18 protein-coding genes and 1 pseudogene are annotated in these 19,000 nt (G+C 73.1%); 10 read left to right on the top strand and 9 right to left on the bottom strand.

Annotated elements, in window-relative coordinates:
- Window positions 1-40 precede the first annotated feature (40 nt).
- The 3 genes and pseudogenes from OG799_RS26425 to OG799_RS26415 form a co-directional block, all read right to left on the bottom strand.
- Entirely contained in the window at window positions 41-448 is a 408-nt protein-coding gene (locus tag OG799_RS26425) for a hypothetical protein (protein ID WP_406038588.1), read from the bottom strand.
- Window positions 449-1,559: 1,111 nt separating this feature from the next.
- Window positions 1,560-2,291, bottom strand: a pseudogene (locus OG799_RS26420) (helicase-related protein); the annotation flags it as partial.
- A gap of 85 nt (window positions 2,292-2,376) precedes the next feature.
- Complete coding sequence (locus tag OG799_RS26415) at window positions 2,377-2,862, bottom strand: carboxymuconolactone decarboxylase family protein (protein ID WP_406038586.1); 486 nt, start codon at window positions 2,860-2,862, stop codon at window positions 2,377-2,379.
- A gap of 212 nt (window positions 2,863-3,074) precedes the next feature.
- Here OG799_RS26415 and OG799_RS26410 point away from each other — a divergent pair, with 212 nt between their 5' ends.
- Window positions 3,075-3,971, top strand: a complete 897-nt coding sequence (locus tag OG799_RS26410) for an RNA polymerase sigma-70 factor (RefSeq protein ID WP_406038584.1) — start codon at window positions 3,075-3,077, stop codon at window positions 3,969-3,971.
- Between the two features lie 85 nt (window positions 3,972-4,056).
- Here OG799_RS26410 and OG799_RS26405 read toward each other — a convergent pair whose 3' ends face one another.
- Window positions 4,057-5,736, bottom strand: a complete 1,680-nt coding sequence (locus OG799_RS26405) for a DNA repair helicase XPB (RefSeq protein WP_406038582.1) — start codon at window positions 5,734-5,736, stop codon at window positions 4,057-4,059.
- Between the two features lie 172 nt (window positions 5,737-5,908).
- Between OG799_RS26405 and OG799_RS26400 the strand changes: the two genes are divergently transcribed.
- Window positions 5,909-6,784, top strand: a complete 876-nt coding sequence (locus OG799_RS26400) for a L,D-transpeptidase family protein (protein ID WP_406038580.1) — start codon at window positions 5,909-5,911, stop codon at window positions 6,782-6,784.
- Between the two features lie 115 nt (window positions 6,785-6,899).
- Window positions 6,900-7,136: a hypothetical protein gene (locus tag OG799_RS26395; protein ID WP_406038578.1), complete on the top strand. Its 237-nt coding sequence runs from the start codon at window positions 6,900-6,902 to the stop codon at window positions 7,134-7,136.
- Between the two features lie 9 nt (window positions 7,137-7,145).
- Here OG799_RS26395 and OG799_RS26390 read toward each other — a convergent pair whose 3' ends face one another.
- Window positions 7,146-9,620 (bottom strand): helicase-associated domain-containing protein, encoded by a 2,475-nt coding sequence (locus OG799_RS26390; protein WP_406038576.1) that lies wholly within the window; start codon window positions 9,618-9,620, stop codon window positions 7,146-7,148.
- Window positions 9,621-9,703: 83 nt separating this feature from the next.
- Between OG799_RS26390 and OG799_RS26385 the strand changes: the two genes are divergently transcribed.
- Together OG799_RS26385 and OG799_RS26380 are read left to right on the top strand one after the other, a co-directional pair.
- Window positions 9,704-10,327, top strand: coding sequence for an HAD family hydrolase (locus OG799_RS26385; protein ID WP_406038574.1), 624 nt, complete (start codon window positions 9,704-9,706; stop codon window positions 10,325-10,327).
- A 28-nt stretch (window positions 10,328-10,355) separates the two neighbouring features.
- The gene (locus OG799_RS26380) at window positions 10,356-10,742 is read left to right on the top strand and encodes a cold-shock protein (protein ID WP_406038572.1); all 387 of its coding nucleotides are present in this window, start codon (window positions 10,356-10,358) and stop codon (window positions 10,740-10,742) included.
- Here the strand turns inward: OG799_RS26380 and OG799_RS26375 are convergent.
- Entirely contained in the window at window positions 10,703-11,533 is an 831-nt protein-coding gene (locus tag OG799_RS26375) for a 1,4-dihydroxy-6-naphthoate synthase (protein WP_406038570.1), read from the bottom strand. The genes OG799_RS26380 and OG799_RS26375 overlap by 40 nt on opposite strands.
- 523 nt (window positions 11,534-12,056) lie before the next feature.
- Here OG799_RS26375 and OG799_RS26370 point away from each other — a divergent pair.
- Complete coding sequence (locus tag OG799_RS26370) at window positions 12,057-12,938, top strand: GNAT family N-acetyltransferase (protein ID WP_406038568.1); 882 nt, start codon at window positions 12,057-12,059, stop codon at window positions 12,936-12,938.
- Here OG799_RS26370 and OG799_RS26365 read toward each other — a convergent pair.
- Both OG799_RS26365 and OG799_RS26360 read right to left on the bottom strand, forming a co-directional pair.
- Window positions 12,910-13,560 carry a futalosine hydrolase gene (locus OG799_RS26365; RefSeq protein WP_406038566.1) on the bottom strand — a complete coding sequence of 217 codons (651 nt, stop codon included), beginning with the start codon at window positions 13,558-13,560 and terminating at the stop codon, window positions 12,910-12,912. The two genes, OG799_RS26370 and OG799_RS26365, sit on opposite strands and share 29 nt — an antisense overlap.
- Window positions 13,557-15,182, bottom strand: coding sequence for an MFS transporter (locus OG799_RS26360; RefSeq protein ID WP_406038564.1), 1,626 nt, complete (start codon window positions 15,180-15,182; stop codon window positions 13,557-13,559). The genes OG799_RS26365 and OG799_RS26360 overlap by 4 nt, the downstream gene beginning before the upstream one ends.
- Before the next feature lie 87 nt (window positions 15,183-15,269).
- Between OG799_RS26360 and OG799_RS26355 the strand changes: the two genes are divergently transcribed.
- On the top strand, window positions 15,270-16,109 hold the full coding sequence (locus OG799_RS26355; RefSeq protein WP_406038562.1) for a DUF3027 domain-containing protein: 840 nt from the start codon (window positions 15,270-15,272) through the stop codon (window positions 16,107-16,109).
- A gap of 3 nt (window positions 16,110-16,112) precedes the next feature.
- Here the strand turns inward: OG799_RS26355 and OG799_RS26350 are convergent, their stop codons facing one another.
- Window positions 16,113-16,370, bottom strand: coding sequence for a DUF2530 domain-containing protein (locus OG799_RS26350; protein ID WP_406038560.1), 258 nt, complete (start codon window positions 16,368-16,370; stop codon window positions 16,113-16,115).
- Window positions 16,371-16,551: 181 nt separating this feature from the next.
- On the opposite strand from OG799_RS26350, the gene OG799_RS26345 reads away from it, so the two are divergent.
- The 3 genes from OG799_RS26345 (at window position 16,552) to OG799_RS26335 (ending at window position 18,988) form a co-directional block, all read left to right on the top strand.
- The gene (locus OG799_RS26345) at window positions 16,552-17,001 is read left to right on the top strand and encodes a MarR family transcriptional regulator (RefSeq protein ID WP_406038558.1); all 450 of its coding nucleotides are present in this window, start codon (window positions 16,552-16,554) and stop codon (window positions 16,999-17,001) included.
- 69 nt (window positions 17,002-17,070) lie between these two features.
- Window positions 17,071-18,357: an MFS transporter gene (locus tag OG799_RS26340; protein WP_406038556.1), complete on the top strand. Its 1,287-nt coding sequence runs from the start codon at window positions 17,071-17,073 to the stop codon at window positions 18,355-18,357.
- 121 nt (window positions 18,358-18,478) lie between these two features.
- Complete coding sequence (locus OG799_RS26335) at window positions 18,479-18,988, top strand: hypothetical protein (RefSeq protein WP_406038554.1); 510 nt, start codon at window positions 18,479-18,481, stop codon at window positions 18,986-18,988.
- The last annotated feature ends 12 nt before the right edge of the window (window positions 18,989-19,000 follow it).

The following is a 19,000-nucleotide window of genomic DNA, read 5'->3' as shown; positions in this document are numbered from 1 at the left end:
AGACCAAGGCAGCCTCTTAATTGCTAGGGTGCAACCGGGTCTATCGCGGCTCTACGTCCCAGCGGGCTCGAAGATCCCTGATAGACAAAACAGCCTCACGAAGGCGTTCGTTCGTGGTGTTGTCGCCGCCTAGGGCCCGGAGCAAGTCCTGGCCCTCCTCGGTCAGACGGAACCCGTCCTCCTCCAAGGCGACCAGTGACCGAGTGCGGAGGCTGTGCAGTGCTTCAGCCAGGGCCAGCCTGAGACCACCAGCCGAAACGTCTGCCGCCCACGAACTAGCCTGACTGGCGCCGAGCCGCGCATACGCCTCAAGGGTCGTACGGCGCACGGTGGGAGAGCTTGTTGCCTGCTGGTGCGCGCCGAGTAGCATCAGAACCTCTTCCTCCACTGGTGCCAGCTCGAGCTCTGCCGCACGCATCGGAGCCTCCAATCGATCGTCGTCGCTCATGTCAACGCTGCTGCATACCTTTCCAGGCTACGTAGCTCTGGGAAACCCCCCGACTGGATTGAGTGTGGTGACGTTCTTAGAGGCCGCCGCACCCGCACAGCACTTGGGCTATCTCCCCTCCGCCGGCTCGCCTTGGGACCCATGGGGCTGGATGTCACCCCCATCATCCGGTCCCAGACCTGGACATCCCCGCATTTCGCGGCCTAAAACGCTGTCCGGCTTAAGTCGTTACCGTCGCAACCACCTGCTAGGAGCCTCGGATCAGCCAGGCCCGGTGCGGAGCCCGTGCACAGACGCGTGATTGGACCTCGCGGTCCGTGACGTGCCAGCGGCGTCGACCGGTACAGGCACCGTGGCCGCTGCGGCCTGGGGGGCGGCTCGGACCGAGCGCACAGAGCTTGTTAGCGAGGCGGCCCAGGGGCTCGCCGGGCGAACTTACGACCAGGACGAGGACCAGGACCTGGGGGTCCGGCAGTCACGGTCTGCGGAGTCAGCAGGGAGTCAGCAAACGGTCTGCTGCGCGACGATGACGGGCGGATCGAGCGACAGAGCCGCCGCGCCTAAGCGCACAGGACGATGTCCGATGACAACGGCTGACGACCGCGACCAGACTCCCCCCGGCGGGGGTCAGGTCCGGCCGGAGCGCCGGCGGGAACGCTGTCGACAGCAACGCCGACAGCAGCACAGTGGACGGCTGCCGTCCCACCGGATCTCCACCTGCACGGCGGGGCGGGTCCAGGCACCCGGAGCATGTCGACCGTGGCGGCAGTTTGTCGCGGCGAACCGCCCGGTACTCCGGGATCTTGACTGTGGCCAAGTCGCAGCGGACCGCACCCGTCCAGTAGCTGGCCGGGGCGCTCCAAGGCGATCTTCACCTCGCCCGGATCGGCGGCCTTAGCCGCTTGGACTCGGAGTGTTCGTTGTCGAGTCGAGGAAGGCGCTGACGGCTGAGTCGTTTACGACATCAGGTCCATAGCGAGTACGAAGGACAGCCGGTCCCGGCGGCGGTCGTCCCAAGGCTCGCACAGTGATCAGCTCCGTTTCCGGCACATGGGGTGTCGGGGTGACCCGACACCGCAACATCCCGCAAGCGGAGTCGACCAACGCGGGGTCAGTCGACTGTGGGGAGCTTGGGGCCGAGGACGTCGTCGGCGTCCACGATGGTGTACGCGCACCCCTGCTCCGCCAGAAACCGCTGCCGGTGGGCGGCGTACTCGGTGTCGATGGTGTCCCGGGAGACCACCGTGTAGAAGTGCGCCTGCCGGCCGTCGGCCTTGGGCCGGAGCACCCGGCCGAGGCGCTGCGCCTCCTCCTGCCGGGAGCCGAAGGTGCCCGACACCTGGATCGCCACCGCCGCCTCGGGCAGGTCGATGGAGAAGTTGCCGACCTTGGAGATCACCAGGGTGCGCAGTTCGCCGGAGCGGAATGCGTCGAACAGCCGCTCCCGCTCCTTGTTTGTGGTGGAGCCCTGCACGATCGGCGCGTCGAGGTATTCGCCGAGCTGGTGGAGCTGGTCGATGTACCCGCCGATCACCAGGACCTGGTCGCCGGGGTGCCGGTCCACGAGCGCGCGGACCACCGGCAGCTTCGTGCGGGCGGTCGCCGCCATCCGGTAGCGCTCCTCGGCTTCCGCCGTCGCGTACGACATCCGCTCGGCGTCGGTCAGGGTGACCCGTACCTCGGTGCACTCGGCCGGGGCGATCCAGCCCCGCGACTCGATGTCCTTCCACGGCGCGTCGTACCGCTTGGGGCCGATCAGGCTGAACACGTCGCCCTCCCGGCCGTCCTCGCGGACCAGCGTCGCCGTCAGCCCCAGCCGGCGGCGGGCCTGGAGGTCCGCGGTCAAAAGGGGGTTTCTTGAAGATCACCAAGGTAAGCGCCCGGCCCAGGATCGGATGATCCTGGGCCGGGCCGGATTCGTCCGCGCGTCAGTCGAACGCGGCGGCGAACATGCCGGGCTGGTAGGAGCCGCCCTGCTGGTGCACGATCACGGCGAGCCGGTTGGCTGCGTTGATCAGGGCGACCAGGGAGACCAGCGCGGCGACCTGGTCGTCGTCGTAGTGCTTGCGTACCTGAGCCCAGGTCTCGTCGGACACGCCCTGGTGGGCGTCGGCGAGCCGGGTGCCCTCTTCGGCGAGCGCCAGCGCGGCCTGCTCTGCCTCGGTGAAGACGGTGGACTCGCGCCAGGCGGCGACCAGGTGGAGCCGGACCGCGGTCTCGCCGGCGGCTGCGGCCTCCTTGGTGTGCATGTCGATGCACCAACCGCAGCCGTTGATCTGGCTGGCGCGCAGCGACACCAACTCCTGCGTGGACTTCGGCAGCGGCGACTGCTGGATCACCATGCCTGCGTTGGCGAACCGCTTGAAGAACTTCATGGCGATCTCGTTGTCGAACATGTTGAATCGGGCGTCCATGGTTCCGTCCTTCACTCGTGGTGTTCGGTGGACGAACATGAGATGCCGGCGATCGGATCCCTGTGACGGCGCGGCCAGGTGACGGCCGCCACTCCCCGGAGGTGTCACACAACGGCGGGGTCCGGCATCTGGTGGGCGACACAGTCGAGAGCGAACGGGAGTCACCCATGGTGGGCACGCCGCAGACCGCAGCCGGCGATCGAGGCCGGGGCATGGGCCGTGACAACCGCCCGGATCCCGCCACCGAGGCGTTCCTCGCCCACCGCAACCTGCTGTTCACCGTCGCGTACGAGATGCTCGGCTCGGCCGCCGACGCGGAGGACGTCCTGCAGGAGACGTGGTTGCGGTGGGCGGGCGTCGATCTTGGCACGGTGCAGGATCATCGTGCCTACCTTGTCCGGATCACCACCCGCCAGGCACTCGGCCGGCTGCGTACGCTCGGCCGCCGCAAAGAGTCCTACGTCGGCTCCTGGCTGCCCGAGCCGCTGCTCACCGCGCCCGACGTGGCCGAGGACGTCGCGTTGGCCGACAGCGTCTCGATGGCGATGCTGCTGGTGCTGGAGACGCTCGCGCCGACCGAACGGGCGGTGTTCGTGCTCCGCGAGGTGTTCGACGTCGGGTACGACGAGATCGCCGAAGCCGTCGACAAGAGCCCGGCCGCGGTCCGTCAGATCGCACACCGGGCACGGGCACACGTCGCGGCGCGCCGGCCGCGCCGGGTCGTCTCAGCGGCTGAGACGCGGTACGCGCTCGATGCGTTCCAGCGGGCGGTCGAAACCGGCGACATCCAGCGCCTGCTCGACATCCTCGCACCCGATGTCGTCCTTCTCGGCGACGGTGGCGGGATCAAGCAGGCCGTCCCGCGGCCCATCGTCGGGGCCGACAAGGTGGCCCGCCTGCTCGCCGGCGGCTGGGGCAAGATCGCGGACAGCACGTCGTGGCGGCCGGCGCAGGTCAACGGCTACCCGGCGCTGATCGTCCAACTCGACGGAGAGCTCGACACCGTCCTGGCCGTGCGCATCGACGACGGCCTCGTCACCGGAATCTACGCCGTGCGTAATCCCGAGAAGCTGTCGCACATGGAGCGGGAGACCACTCTGAGCCGCTGAGTCGGGAGCGGACGCGCGGCCGGCTGATTCGTTTACGACATCAGCTCCACAGCGCGTGAGACAGACACCTGCGCCGGGCCGCGCGTCAGTCGACCGTCGGCAGCTTCGGCCCCAGCACGTCGTCCGCGTCCACGATCGTGTACGCGTAACCCTGCTCGGCCAGAAACCGCTGCCGGTGCGCCGCGTACTCGGTGTCGATGGTGTCCCGGGAGACCACCGTGTAGAAGTGCGCCTGCCTGCCGTCGGCCTTCGGCCGCAGCACGCGGCCGAGCCGCTGCGCCTCCTCCTGCCGGGAGCCGAAGGTGCCCGACACCTGGATCGCGACCGCTGCCTCGGGCAGGTCGATGGAGAAGTTGCCGACCTTGGAGATGACCAGGGTGCGGACCTCCCCGGAGCGGAACGCGTCGAAGAGCCGCTCGCGCTCCTTGTTGGTGGTCGAACCCTGGATGATCGGCGCGTCCAGGTACTCGCCGAGCTGGTGCAGCTGGTCGATGTACCCGCCGATCACCAGCACCTGGTCGCCCGGGTGCCGGTCCACCAGCGCCTTCACCACCGGCAGCTTTGTGCGGGCGGTCGCCGCCATCCGGTAGCGCTCCTCGGCTTCCGCCGTCGCGTACGACATCCGCTCCGCGTCGGTCAGGGTGACCCGTACCTCGGTGCACTCGGCCGGGGCGATCCAGCCCTGCGACTCGATGTCCTTCCACGGCGCGTCGTACCGCTTGGGTCCGATCAGGCTGAACACGTCGCCCTCCCGGCCGTCCTCGCGGACCAGGGTGGCGGTGAGCCCTAGCCGGCGGCGGGCCTGGAGGTCCGCGGTGAACCGGAAGATCGGCGCGGGGAGCAGGTGCACCTCGTCGTAGATCACCAGGCCCCAGTCGCGGGCGCCGAACAGGTCCAGGTGGGTGAACGTGCCGCCGCGCCGCGAGGTGAGCACCTGGTACGTGGCGATGGTGACCGGGCGGATCTCCTTGCGCTCGCCGGAGTATTCCCCGATCTCGTCCTCGGTCAGCGAGGTGCGGGCGATCAGCTCCCGCTTCCACTGCCGGCCGGCCACCGTGTTCGTCACCAGGATCAGCGTGGTCGCCTTCGCCTCGGCCATCGCCGCCGCCCCGACCAGCGTCTTGCCCGCGCCGCAGGGGAGCACCACCACGCCCGACCCGCCGGCCCAGAACGCCTCCACGGCCTCCCGCTGGTACGACCGCAGCGTCCACGGCTTGCGCCCGTCCTTGCCGGCCTCGGCCAGCTCGATCGGGTGCGCCTCGCCGTCGACGTACCCGGCCAGGTCCTCCGCCGGCCAGCCCAGCTTCAGCAGTGCCTGCTTCAGCCGGCCCCGCTCGGACGGGTGCACCTGGATGGTGTCGTCGTCGATCTTGTCGCCGAGCATGCCGGCGAGCTTCTTGCTCTTCGCCACCTCGACCAGCACCACCCGGTCCAGCGCCCGCAGCACCAGGCCGTGCGCCGGGTCGTTGGCGAGCTGGAGCCGGCCGTACCGGTCCATCGTCTCGGCCACGTCCACCAGCAGCCCGTGCGGTACCGGGTAGCGGGAGTACTTGATCAGGGTGTCCACCACGCCCTCGGCGTCGTGGCCGGCGGCCCGGGCGTTCCACAACCCCAGCGGGGTCAGCCGGTAGGTGTGCACGTGCTCGGGAGAGCGCTCCAGCTCGGCGAAGGGGGCGATCGCCATCCGGCAGGCCTGCGCGTCCGGGTGATCGATCTCCAGCAGCAGGGTCTTGTCCGACTGCACGATCAGTGGTCCACCGCTCACGCCAGTGTCCTCTCCCTTGCCGGATTTCCGCACCCGTCGGCCGGCTGACCTGCCGAAGGCGGACCATCCAGTGTTGCACGCGCGGAGCTGTCGGGAAAAAGTCACGCGCGACAGGCAACGTGACGCTCCTCCCGTACGTCTAGAAAGCGGGACGGCTGTCCAGGGAGGGCCTATGAAGCATGTCCGGATTGTCGCTCGGGCCGTCGCCCTGGGAGCGGTTCTGCTGGTCGGCGTCGGTGCGTGCGCGCTCGATCCGCAGGGCGACGGGTCCGGCGCGGGTGCGCCGGCCCCCGTCGGCGTGACGGAACGGGCATCGGGGGCGAGCGCGGCGCCCACGCCGGACCCGACCACCGGTCGTCCGACTCCGGAGCCGAGTCGGACGACCACGCCGAGGCCGAGCCGGACGGCGACGCCGAAGCCGACCGCCACGGCCAAGCCGAGCAGCTCCGGCTTCACCGGCTGCCCACAGGGCGAGCAGCAGCGGGCCGTGGAGACGTACCTGGCCCGGCTGGGCGGGTTCGGGAAGCTGACCGTGGACGGGCGGCAGTCCGCCGCCGACTGCGCCGCGATCAAGAAGTTCCAGCGCCGGTACGGGATCAGCCCCGCCGCCGGTCGCGCCGGCGCCACCACGTACGACGTGGCGAAGCGACTCGCCACCACCGACGTAGGCCGCTGCCGGGCCGGCTCCGGGCTGACCTTCTGCGTCGACCTGACCCGGCAGACGGTCTGGGCGATGCGCGGCGGCACCGTGGTGCTGGGTCCCACCGTCACCCGCACCGGCATGGCCGGGTACGCCACCCCGGCCGGCACCTACCACGTCGGCGGGCGGAACCTGCGCGAGTGGTCCAACCCGTACGAGGTGTGGCTGCCGTACTGGCAGCAGTTCAACGGCGGGATCGGCTTCCACGAGACCACCACGTACCTGCACAACGGGTCGATCGGCTCGCACGGCTGCGTCAACCTGCTGCACGCCGACGCGGTCCGGCTCTGGGAGCTGGGCTCCATCGGCACCCGGGTGGTCGTCATCGGCCGCCGCCCCGGCACCTGAGACTGATCGCGGCCGGGCCGTCACCGGGCCGACCGGATCGGGGTTTTATCCCCTGTCACCGCCGCCCGCCGGGTGACACGCTGGAGGTCAGGTCCGGACGGGACGGGGGCGGAAGATGACGGTCCACCACGACGCGGTCCCCGACGACGATCAGGCCCCGGCCCACGAGGTCACCACCGCCGCCCTGCTCGGCTACGCGGCGGCTGCCGTCGGCCTCGTCGGCTGGTTCTTCTTCGGGCTGCTGGTGCAGCGGCAGGGTTTCGTCGACTCGGTCGGCGAGTCGGCCGGCGCCGGGTTCGCGCTGCTGCTGGCCGTCTCGGTGATCGGCACCGTGCGGCGCAACGGGCGCTGACCGGCCGGCTCAGTCCTCCAGCACCGCCGCGGTGATCCGGTGCAGCGCGAAGGTGTGCAGCATCTCCGTCCGCTCGTCCTCGGCGCGCAGATAGCCCGCCCCGATCGACACCGGCCGCACCAGCCGCGACGCGGTCGCCCCGTGCGCGTCGACGTACCCGACCCAGACCAGCGCCTTGTCGCGGACCGCCTGCTGGAGCACGGCCAGGGCCTCGCCGTGCCCGTGCGCGGGCGCCGGGCCGGTGCGCGCCGCGCCGCCGCGGACCACCGCCGGGGCCCGCCGGGCCGCCCGCGCCGCCGCCTCGCCGCGCCGGATCTGCTCCACCACGCCGAGCAGCCGGGGCAGGGGCAGCTTCGGCGCCGCCAGCGGGTCGAGGGCGCGGGTCGACACCGGCACCCGGGCCGGCGCCCGCCGGGTCTTCGGCCGGGCCAGCACCGCCGCGCCGCTGGCGTCCTCCGGCACCGGGGCGTAGCCGGCGTCGCGCAGCGCGACCAGCATCCGCTGCACCTGGTACGGGGTGGACAGCACCGTCGGGGCCAGCCGGCGGAACGCCAGCGACTCCAGCCGCTTGTCGGCCAGCACCTCGGTGAGCAACGCCTCGTCGTCGCTGCGCACGTACCCACCGGCGGAGCCGACCCGCAGCCCGCCGTGCTTGCGGGCCACGTCGTCCACCAGGTAGGTCAGCCCTTGCGGGACCGGCGTGCGGGACCGGCGGCGGAACAGCTTGTGCAGGTCGTCGGCCGAGTAGCCGGCGTCCAGGGCACGCCGGACGCTGGCCGTGGTGACCCGGTGCACGCTGGCCCCGCCCGCCGACTCGTGCTCGGCCACCACCTCCAGCTCGCCGGCGAGCGCCGGGTCGGGCGGGCCGGGCACCACCACGGTCAGGTCGGCCTGCACCAGGAAGTGGTCGACCGGGGCGGGGAGCAGGGCGTCCAGCGCGCGTACCGCGGTGGACGGCTCGCCCGACTCGGCCTCGGAGCGCAGCCCCAGCGGGTCGTCCGCGCCCCGCTCGTCGGCCTCGGTCACGTCGGCCAGCAGCAGCCGCCCGTACGAGGTGAGCGCGCCGAGCCCGGTCACGCCCAACTGGGCCGCCTCGGCCAGCACCTCCCGGTGCGCGGTCTCCCGGCCCCGGGCGCGCCGGGGCGCCCGCCAGTCCAGCAGCTCCAGCAACTCGTCGGGGGTCGGCGCGGTCGCCGGTTCCAGGTCGGCCAGCACCCCCAGCACGGCCCGGCGGGCGGCCGGCGCCCCGGCCCGTTCCGCCTCGGCGGAGAGCACCGAGATCGGCCGGTCCCGGTCGTCCCGCTGGCCCACCAGGCCCACCTGGCGGGTCATGGTCAGCCAGGCCCGGGCCAGCTGCTCCCAGCGCTGCGCGAGCGAACCGGCCCGCCACACCTCGTACCCGCCGGTGGGCAGGACCTGCTGGTCGTCGCCGTACCGGCTGGTGGCGCTGCCGGTCAGGTCCAGCTCGCCGAGCAGCCCGGCCGCGTACGCCACCTCGAAGAGCAGCGCGGTGGTCGGGTCGTCCAGGCCGAGTCCCCGGGCCAGCCGGCGCAGGTCACGGACGCCGACGCCGCCCGAGCGGAGTACCGGGGCCGGTTCGGCGGCGAGCGCCTCCAGCAGCGCCTCGGTGTGGCGTACCACCTCCATGGTCTGCCCGGCCCCGGCGGAGTCGGCGGCCTTCGGCTCGCGCGGCGGGCTCGACACCACGGGCGGGCTGGTGCGCAGCGGGCCGAGCGGGCCGCTGTCCCGGCGCAGCAGCAGCCCCACCTCGCGGGGCAGTTCGACGGTGCCGCCGTCCTTGCCGCCCGATACCCGCACGAGCAGCCGGTGGTCGACCAGCCAGCGGATCGGGGAGCCGGTCGGCGCGCCGCCGTTGGTGGCGTCCGGGGGCACGGTGTCCTCCGCGCCGACGGCGGGCGCCTGCAGCGCGCCCGGGGGCACGCTGCCCACCGGCGGGCCGGCGGCGAGCCGGTCCAGGATCGCCCGCGCGGAGGGGGGTGCGGCCAGCAGCGTCCGGCGCAGCTTCGCCGGGTCCGCACAGAGGGCCGCCGCCCGTGGGTCCAGGTCCGCCGCCGGTCGGCCCAACCCCGCCGGGTACGGGGAGACCTCGTCGACGCCGGCCACCACGTGCAGGTCGTGCTCCGGGCCGTACAGCAGGAAGAGCGCGCGGAGCCTGCTCACCGCGGCGCGGATGGCCGTCGGGGCGGGCGGGTGCGGGCCGGCGGTGGCCATCGCCAGGATCGCCTCGGTGGCGGTGCCACCGGAGCCGGGGTCGCGGGTGAGCCGGGCGGCGTCCAGGATCTGGAGGGTGAACTGGTCCAGCCCGTCGAGGGCGCGGGCCACGGAGACGCGGGACTGGGCGCGGATGGCCAGGGCGGAGATGTCGGCCGGCACCGGCACGACGAGGTCCGGCCGCAGTTGGAGCAGGGCGGCGAGGGACTCGTCGGGGAGCGTCCGCAGTTGGTCGGCGAGTGAGGTGGTCATCGTCGTTCCACGCTAGCCCGGCCGGGGGCCGTCCCGCCCCTCGGACGTCCGGCTCGCCGGGGTTGGGCGGGTACGTTCTCGGCATGCCTGCTCTGATGGTCGGATTCGACCTCGACATGACCCTGGTCGACTCGCGTCCCGGCATCGCGGCCGCCTACCGGGCCCTGACCGCGCGGACCGGCGTGTACGTGGACGCCGACGCGGCGGTGTCCCGGCTGGGCCCGCCGCTGCGTACCGAGATCGCCCGCTGGTTCCCGCCGGAGCGGGTGGCGGAGGCGGTGACCGCGTACCGGGAGCTCTACCCGGCGTACGCGATCACACCGACCCTGCCGATGCCCGGCGCGCAGGCGGCGATCGGGGCGGTGCACGCGCGCGGCGGTCGGGTGATGGTGGTGACCTCGAAGATCGGCCGGCTGGCGAAGCTGCACCTGGACCACCTCGGCCTGGCGGTCGACGAGCTGGCCGGGGACCTGTTCGCGGCGGAGAAGGCCACCGCACTGCGGGAGCACGGGGCCTCCGTCTACGTCGGCGACCACGTCGCGGACATGGTGGCGGCGACCGCGGCGGGCATCCCGGGCGTCGCGGTGGCGACCGGCCCCTGCTCGCCGGCGGAGTTGTCGGCCGCCGGAGCGCACCTGGTGCTGGATGATCTCACCGGATTCTCGGCGGCGCTGGACCGGATCATCGGGCTAGCCTTGGAGGAGTAGACATCTCGAGCGAAGCAGGGGATTTCAGGTGCCGACGGGTCGAGTGAAGTGGTATGACGCGGCCAAGGGATACGGGTTCGTCACCAGTGACGAGGGTGGCGACGTGTTCCTGCCCAAGGGCGCGCTACCGGCGGGCGTCAGCGACCTGAAGGGTGGTCAGCGGGTCGACTTCAGCGTGGTCGACAGCCGCCGGGGCGCCCAGGCGATGGGGGTCAAGCTGCTGGAGGCGCCGCCGTCCGTGGCGGAGCTGCGCCGCCGGCCGGCCGAGGAGCTGCACGGCCTCGTGGAGGACATGATCAAGGTGCTGGAGGCGAAGGTCCAGCCGGACCTGCGCCGGGGCCGCTTCCCGGACAAGAAGACCGCGCAGAAGGTCGCTCAGCTGGTCCACGCGGTGGCCCGCGAGCTGGAGGTCTGAGGGACGAGCCCGGCGTCGGCGGCCCGGCCCAGCAACGCCTCGACGGCGGCGAAGCCGGCCTCTCCCAGGTCGGCGGTGAAATCGTTGACGTAGAGGCCGATGTGCCGGTCCACCACGTCGGGCTCCATCTCCTGCGCGTGCGAGAGCACGTACTCCCGGCTGGCCTCCGGGTCGGCCCACGCCTGGCGTACCGACTCGCGGATCCAGGCGGCGGCCTCGACGGGGTCGACGGTGCCCTTGCGGGCCAGGATCGCGCCGAGCGGGATCGGCAGGCCGGTGTCGCCCTCCCACCACTCGCCGAGGTCGACCAGGGCGGTCAGCCCGTGCCGCGGGTAGGTGAACCGGGCCTCGTGGATCACCAGCCCGGCGTCGTACTTCCCGGCGGCGACGCCCGGCATGATCTCGTGGAACGGCACCACCTCGATCCGCGCCGGCGGCCGCTCCGCCGACCAGAGCCGGAAGAGCAGGTACGCCGTGGTCCGCTCGCCCGGCACCGCCACGGTCGCGCCGGTGAGGTCGGTCCGGTCGCCCCGGGTGAGCACGAGCGGGCCGCAGCCGCGGCCGAGCGCCCCGCCGCAGGGCAGCAGGTGGTAGTCGTCCAGCAGCCACGGCAGCGCCGCGTAACTCACCTTGACCAGGTCGAACGCCCCGCGCTCGGCGGCCGTGTTGGTGACGTCCACGTCGGCGTAGGTCACCTCGACCGGCGGGGCGCCGGGCACCCGCCCGTGCACCAGGGCGTCGAAGACGAACGTGTCGTTGGGGCAGGGCGAGATCGCCAGAGAGAGCGCCACGCCCCCACGTTAGCCCCGTCCCTGTTCCCACCTCCCGCCCCGGGCCTCCGGGTGTGACCCCGGGCCGGCCGCCTGGCGCCCGCCGGTGGCGCGCGTCTCTTGCCGGCGGCGCGCGTCTCTTGCCGGCGGCGCGCGTCTCTTGCCGGCGGCGGATGTCCTCAGCACTCGCTTTGGAGCTGATGTCGTAAACGAATCGGTTCCGCGCTCACCCGTCACCCCTGCCACTCACCTACTCGGCCGTGCGCCGCTCGCCCGGCCGCCGCTCGGTGCCCGTCGCCCGTGGGCCGTGCGCCGCTCGCCCGGCCGCCGCTCAGGGCCGGGAGTCCCCGGGGCCGCCCACCCGCCCGCCGCCCGCTGCTCGCCACGTGCGGCCGGCCATCCCGGCGCCGATATCACGGACGATTCAGCTCCAAAGCGTCCTGCCATCCACATCCCGACCGCGCGTAAACGAGATGTCCACAGGGTTTTCCACAGGGTCGCGGCGCCTGTTGAAGACGCCGCCCGGACGCTGGAGCATCGGGGTGTGGCTGACCGGGATCCAGGGATCGACCAGCCGACCGATCTGGGTGATCTGCTCCGACGCCTACGCCGGCGGGCGGATCTGAGCCAGCGTGAGTTGGCCGAGCTTGCCGGCGTCCCACAGCCGACGGTCGCCCGGATCGAGTCCGGCCGCGCCGCCGATGCGAGGTTCCGGACCGTGGAGCGGCTCGTCCGGGCGGCGGGTGGTGACCTTCGGGTCGACCTCGCGGGCGACGTGCCGGGCGAGCGACCGCACTCGGGGCTGCCGGCGGCGGTGCCGCACGACGAGTTGCGGGACGAGGCGGGCCGTCGCTACCCCGCCCACCTGGATGTGTGGGAGGTCCGGGAGCCGAGGGACTGGCCGGGCGCCTGGTGGGCGGAGTGGTACAACCTGCCGCCGGAGCGGTGGCCGCGGCCGGTGCCGCTGGCGACGTACGAGCTGAACCGGGTCTACCGGGACCGGCGGCGCCGGACGGAGCAGGTCCGCGGTGCGGTCGTGGTGCGGCGGGTGAGCGGGGCCGCCCTGCCGGCGACGTCGTGGCGGTTCGTGGCGGAGCTACCCGGTGGTGAGCTGGTCGGGGAGCTGCGCGCCCACGAGCAGAGTCCGCACCTGCGCTGGGGCGGCGACGAGCGGCCCGGGGAACGGGAAGTGGTGCTCGACGGGGTGCTGGTCGCCGCCGAGCATCGTCGGCTGGGCATCGGGCGCCGGCTGGTGGAGGCGTTGGTCGCGCAGCTCGACCGGGCCGGGATCCGGACCGCCCGCGCGCTGACCGAGCAGCACGGGATCGGTTTCCTGCTCTCGTGCGGTTTCCGGGTGACAGCGCCTCGCCCGGCGGCGCTGCGGCTGGAGCGGCCGGTCAGCGGAGAGCGGCGGCCGCCGCGGTGAGGGCGGCGAAGGCCTCCTTCAACCGCCAGGCCCCCCGGTCCCGCGGCCCGATCGGGTTCGACACCGTCCGCAGCTCGGCGAAGGGCAGGCCGGCCTGGGCGGCGGCGACGGCGACGCCGTACCCCTCCATGGCCTCGGCCACCGCGTCGGGGTGCCGGTCGGCCAAGGCCTCGGTGCTCGCGGCCGTGCCCGTCACCGTGCTGACCGTGAGCACCGCGCCGACCGTCGCCGCCGGCAGCGCCGTCCGCAGCGCCCCGAGCAGCCCGGGATCGGCGGGGACGGCCACCCCGCCACCCAGCAGCTCCGCCGGCATGCCCAGCTCGTCGACCGGGATGAAGCCCTCCGGGGACTCGGCGCCCAGGTCCGCGGCCACGCTGCGGGTCGCCAGCACGGTCCCGCCGACGGTCACCCGGCCGGCGAAGCCGCCGGCTATCCCGGCGCTCAGCACCGCCCGGTACGGTCGCCCGGCCGCCTCGGCCAGCGCGAGCAGCCGGGCGGTCGCGGCACCGGCGACCGCCGGGCCCACGCCGACCGGGACGACGGTCACGCTGGGCTCGGTGAGGCCCGCCCGGACCGCCTCCGCCTCGGCCGGCACGGCCGTCACCACCAGCAGGCCGGTCACGCCACCGGTCCCCGGGGCTCCCGCCGGTTCTCGTCCTCGATGCCGCCCGGCCCGCCCACAGAGGAGGAGGGGCGGTAGATGTGGTAGCCCGGCGGCGCCAGGCTGTCGTCGTCGACCGGCGCCGCCGCACCGCTCTGGGAAGGGGCCGGGGAGGTGGGCGTCGGGTCGGCTAAGTCAGCCCGCTGGTCCTCGGTGCCGAGCGGCCCGGTCTGCTCGGCGGCCAGTTCGTTGTCGCCGAGTGGCCGCCCGAGCAGCCGCTCGTTGCGCAGGCGGCCGGCCATGACCAGGCCACGCGCGGCCACCAGGGCCGCGACGCCGGCCACCACCGCGACGCCGACCCGGCCGGTGAAGGGCACCAGCCCGAGCCCGCCGCCGGCCACGAAGGCGAGCATCAGCGCGGTCTCCGAGTGGGCGAAGGAGCTGGCCCGCAGCCGCTCCGGGATCCGCTCCTGGATCGACGCGTCGACCGTGAGCTTGGCGATCCCGCTGATCAGGGAGGTCACCAGGCAGAGCAGCGCCACCATCGGCAGCGAGAACTTCAGTGCGGCGAGAACCGCCACGCCGGCCACGATGACCGTGCCGCTGGACTGGATCGCGGCCGGTCGGTGGATGCGCAACCGGGTGCCGACCGCGGTGGCCAGGAAACTTCCCACGGCCAGCGCGCCGCCCACCAGGCCCAGCGCGCCCTGGGCACCGAGGGTACGACCGAAGAAGTCCGTGGTCAGGTCGCCCGCCTTGATCGCGAAGGCGAGGAAGAGCAACAGGAAGCCGTACACGCCGCGCAGCGCCGCCGCCCCGATCAGGGTGGCGATCACCAGGCGCCCGGCCGGGCGGCCCCGGCCCAGTGGCCGTTCCCCGTCCCGCCGGCGCAGCGCCCGCAGCGGCCGGGGCGCCCGCTCCGGCGGGTCCGAGTCGGCGCGCGGCGGCAGGCGCAGCGAGATCACCATGCCGATCAGGAAGATCACCGAGGCGACCCGGAGCGGCCACTGCGGTCCGAGCCAGAACGCGGCCAGCCCGATCGGGGCGACCAACGCCCCGGCCACCGTGCCGTAGACGCTGGCCCGGGCGCCGACCTGGGACAGCCCGATCCCCTCCGGCAGCAGCCGGGGCACGGCCGCCGAGCGGGCCACCCCGTACGCGCGGGAGAGGGCGAGCACGCCGAACGCGGCGGGGTAGAGGCCGAAACCGCCGATGTAGTCGGAGATCAACCAGGCGAGGAAGGCCCGGCCCAGCATGGTCGCGGCCAGCGCGTACCGGCGGCCGTGGCGGAAATGGTCGAGCAGCGGCCCCACCACCGGCGCCAGCATGGCGAACGGCACCATCGTCACGAGCAGGTAGAGCGCGACCTTGTTGCGGGCCTCGCCGAGCGGCACGTCGAAGAAGATCGTCCCGGCCAGGCCGATCGCGATCAGGGTGTCCCCGGCGCAGGAGAGGGCGTGCAGGTCGAAGAGGCGGACCATGCCCACCTCGTTGCCGGCGCTGCGCGCCCGGGCCCGCCCGGCCCGCCTGGTCATCCAGCGCCCGCTGCTGACCGAGCCGCGCAGCAGCAGGCGGGTGGCGCGGATGCCCGTGCCGACGGTCCGCCCGAGGACGGACCGCCCGGAGCGGGAGGACAGCGGCATGTCCACCATCCTCGCCCATCTGATCCACGTGCGCCCCACCACCCGGGGAGAACGACTCCGGGGAGTGCCTGTCGGTCGACCGTGGGCATGGGGAACAATGGGCGGGTGACCAGGCCCGCCTCCGCCCGTGCCGCCCGTCTCGACCAGGTCTGCGCCGCCGCCGTCGAGGTGGCCCGCGCCGGCATCACCGAGGTGGACCCCGCCGACGTCGGCGACCACCTGCAGGCCGTCGCTGAGGGTGACCGACTCGTCACGCACTACTTCGAGTGCCGGCTCGCCGGCTACCGCGGCTGGCGCTGGGCCGTCACGGTGACCCGGGTGCCGCGCAGTCGCCAGGTCACCATCTGCGAGACGGTCCTGCTGCCCGGCCCCGACGCGCTGCTCGCCCCGGGCTGGCTGCCCTGGCAGGAGCGGCTCAAGCCGGGCGACCTCGGCCCTGGCGACCTGCTGCCCACCCCGGCCGACGACGAGCGGCTGGCCCCCGGCTACCTGCTCTCCGACGACCCGGCCGTCGAGGAGACCGCCTGGGAGCTCGGCCTGGGCCGGGCCCGGGTGCTGTCCCGCGAGGGCCGCACCGAGGCCGCCCAGCGCTGGTACGACGGCGACCACGGCCCCTCCGCCGCGATCTCGGTGGCCGCGCCCGCGGCCGCCCGCTGCGGCACCTGCGGGTTCTACCTGCCGCTCGCCGGCACGCTCCGGCGGGCCTTCGGCGCCTGCGGCAACTTCTACGCCCCGGACGACGGTCGGGTGGTGAGCGCCGACCACGGCTGCGGCGCCCACTCGGAGACGTTGGTGGAGGCGGCGGAGACCCCGGTCGACGAGCTGCCCACCATCTACGACGACAGCGCGGTCGAGGCGATGTCGGTCAGCCGGGCCCCGGGCTCGGTGGAGTCGGCCGAGCCGGCGGAGCCGTACGGCCACTCCTGACCGTCAGTCCTGCCGGGCCGCCGCCCGGCGGCGACGCCGGTTGGCGTCGTGCCGCATCATCACCGCGAGCCCGGGAAAGCCCCACAGGAATCCGGCCAGGCAGGTCCAGAGCCAGTTCTGGTGCCCGTGCTCGGTGAGCCAGCGGCGGCAGAAGATCAGCAGGACGAGCCCGACCACCGCCCAGGCGACCAGCCCGGCGACGGCGATCGGCACCATCGGGGGGTCGAGGGGTTCGGGACGCGGCGGTTGCTCTTCCAGCACGGGGAAAGGGTACGCGATCGACCTTTCCCGCCGGCCGGGTGATCTGGGACGATGCGCGCGACCGTCGACGGCTCGAACCCGCGGCGGAACCGGGTCACCCCGCCCGGGGCAGGACGAACTTCCTGGTGAGCATGGTCATATCCCATGTCGTTAGCCAGGCTCATTAGTTAAGCTAACTATCGTGACGGAGCGGACGGTGACGGCGAAACGCGTGCCACCGGCGCAGCTGGCCCCTCAGCTGCGTGATGCGATCACCCGGTTCAACCGGCGGGTCCGACGGGCCCGCCCGGTCGGCGACCTGACGGTCACCCAGCTCTCCGCGCTCACCAGCCTCACGCTGGCGGGCGCGCTGACGCCGCGGGAACTGGCCGACATCGAGCGGGTGCAGCCGCCGACGATGACCAAGATCGTCGCGAAGTTGGAGGAGCGCGGCCTCGTGCAGCGCACCCCCCATCCGACCGACGGCCGACAGGTCATCCTCGCGGCGACCGAGGGGGGACGGGCCGTGCTCGAGCAGTTCGAGCGGGCCCGCAACGAGTGGCTGGCCAGCCGCCTGGCCGCGCTCACGGAGGACGAACGCGACACGCTGCGGCGCGCCGCCGAGATCCTCCAGCAGCTCGCTCGCGCCTGACTCGAGCGTCCCGCGGTCCGCGCCGTCCATCGTCGATGACGCGTACGACCGCAAGGAGGCGCACCAAGAGTGCAGGCCAAGCTGAGCACGATGTTCCAGTCCCTACGAGTCCGTAACTACCGACTCTTCGCCACCGGACAGCTGATCAAACTGATCGGCGTCTGGATGATGTTCATCGCCCAGGACTGGCTCGTCCTCGAGCTCTCCGACAACTCCGCCACCGCGCTCGGCGTGGTCACCGCGCTCCAGTTCACCCCGGTACTGCTGCTCACCCTGCTCTCCGGCCGCCTCGCCGACCGGTACGACAAGCGGCTGCTGCTCTTCATCGCCAACGCGTTCTGGACCGTGCTGGCGCTCGGGATGAGCCTCCTGGTGCTCACCGGCCTGGTGCAGCTCTGGCACGTGTTCGCGTTCGCGGCCCTGCTCGGCGTGGCCAACGCGGTGGAGACCCCGGTCCGGCAGGCCTTCGTCTCCGAACTGGTCGGCATGCCGCTGCTGCCGAACGCGCTCTCGCTCAACGCGGCGGTGTTCAACTCCGCCCGAATCATCGGCCCGGCCGTCGCCGGCCTGGCCATCGCCGCCTTCGACGTCGGCCCGGTCTTCCTGATCACCGCGTTCAGCTCGATCGCTCCGCTGGTCAACGTGGTCCGGATGCGCCCGGCGGAGCTGCACCGGCCGGACCTTCCACCGGTCGGCGAACGTGCTCAGGCGAAGGTGGTCGACGGACTGCGCTACGTCTGGCGCCGCTCGGACCTGTTGCTGCCGATGGTGCTGATGTCGGTGAACGGCATGAGCCTGTTCAACTTCCAGCTCACCCTCGCCGCGCTGGCCAAGACCGTCTTCAAGACCGGGGCGGCCTCGTTCGGCCTGTTCACCACCGCGCTCGCGGTCGGCGCGCTGGTCGGCGCGCTGGCCGGCACCGGGCGACGCAGCCGCCCCTCGGTCTGGCTGGTGCTCGGCGCGGCGATCGGCTGCGCCAGCTTCGGCACCCTGGTCGGGCTCGCGGGGGCGTACTGGCTGGTGGTGGCGCTGCTGCTGCCGACCGGGTTCTTCATGGTCTTCTTCGCCCAGGCCGCCAACCAGCGGGTCCAGCTCGGCGTCGACGCCGCCTTCCGCGGCCGGGTCATGGCGCTCTGGGTGCTGGTGTTCCTGGGCACCAACCCGGTGGGCGCGCCGGTGATCGGCTGGGTGGCCGAGACCTTCGGCGCCGGGGCGAGCATCTGGATCGGCGGGCTGATCTCGCTGGCCGCCGCGCTGCTCGCGCTGACCTGGCAGCTGCGCCGCTCCGGTGCCCGGCTCCGGATGCGGGTGCTGCCCATGCCGCGCTTCTACGTGGTGTCGCCCACCGGCGAGTGACGCCGGCGATCGCCGCCGAAAGACCGGTTCCCGCCGCGGGGACCGGTCTTTCCGCACTCATTCGCGTCCGGATACCGGCAATCGGGTGGCGGGCGGTCACGGCGGGGCTTAGCGTCGATTCGTGGGACTGGGACGGGGTCTGCTGCTGGTGCTGGCGATCCTCGCCGTCTGCTGCCTGCCCGCCGCCTTCGCGCTGCTCTTCTGCGCCGACGAGATCATGGACCGGGTGGCCTGCCGGTGGGCCGAGTGGCGGGAGGAGCGGCGCGAACGACGCGCCATCGCCCGGCTGGACCGGGCCATCGAGGCGGACGCGCTCACCCGCGACATCGACCTGACGGAGTTCGACCGGGCGGACCGGCGCCCGCTGGAACAGATCGCCGCCGACCTGCGCCGGTTCGGTGGGCACCGGCTCGCCGCCGCCGACCGCTCGGTGGTCTGGCACGGCGCGGTCATCGACGCGTACGACGAGCGGCTGCGCGCCGCCTGCCGGGCGCTGGGCATCACCGAACACCTGGCCGAGCTGGACGGTGTGGACCGGGAGATCGAGCGGGTCCGGGTGGAGGGGCTGCTGCACGCCGCCGGGATCACCCTGCCGACCGCCCGGGCCGGGCACCGCCAACGGCACCGCTGAGCAAGGCCTCCG

It is taken from the genome of Micromonospora sp. NBC_00898 (assembly GCF_045207895.1).
In the GTDB taxonomy this organism is placed as follows: domain Bacteria; phylum Actinomycetota; class Actinomycetes; order Mycobacteriales; family Micromonosporaceae; genus Micromonospora.
The sequence above is the reverse complement of the archived record's forward strand: the minus strand, read 5'-3'. Positions and strand labels throughout refer to the sequence as shown.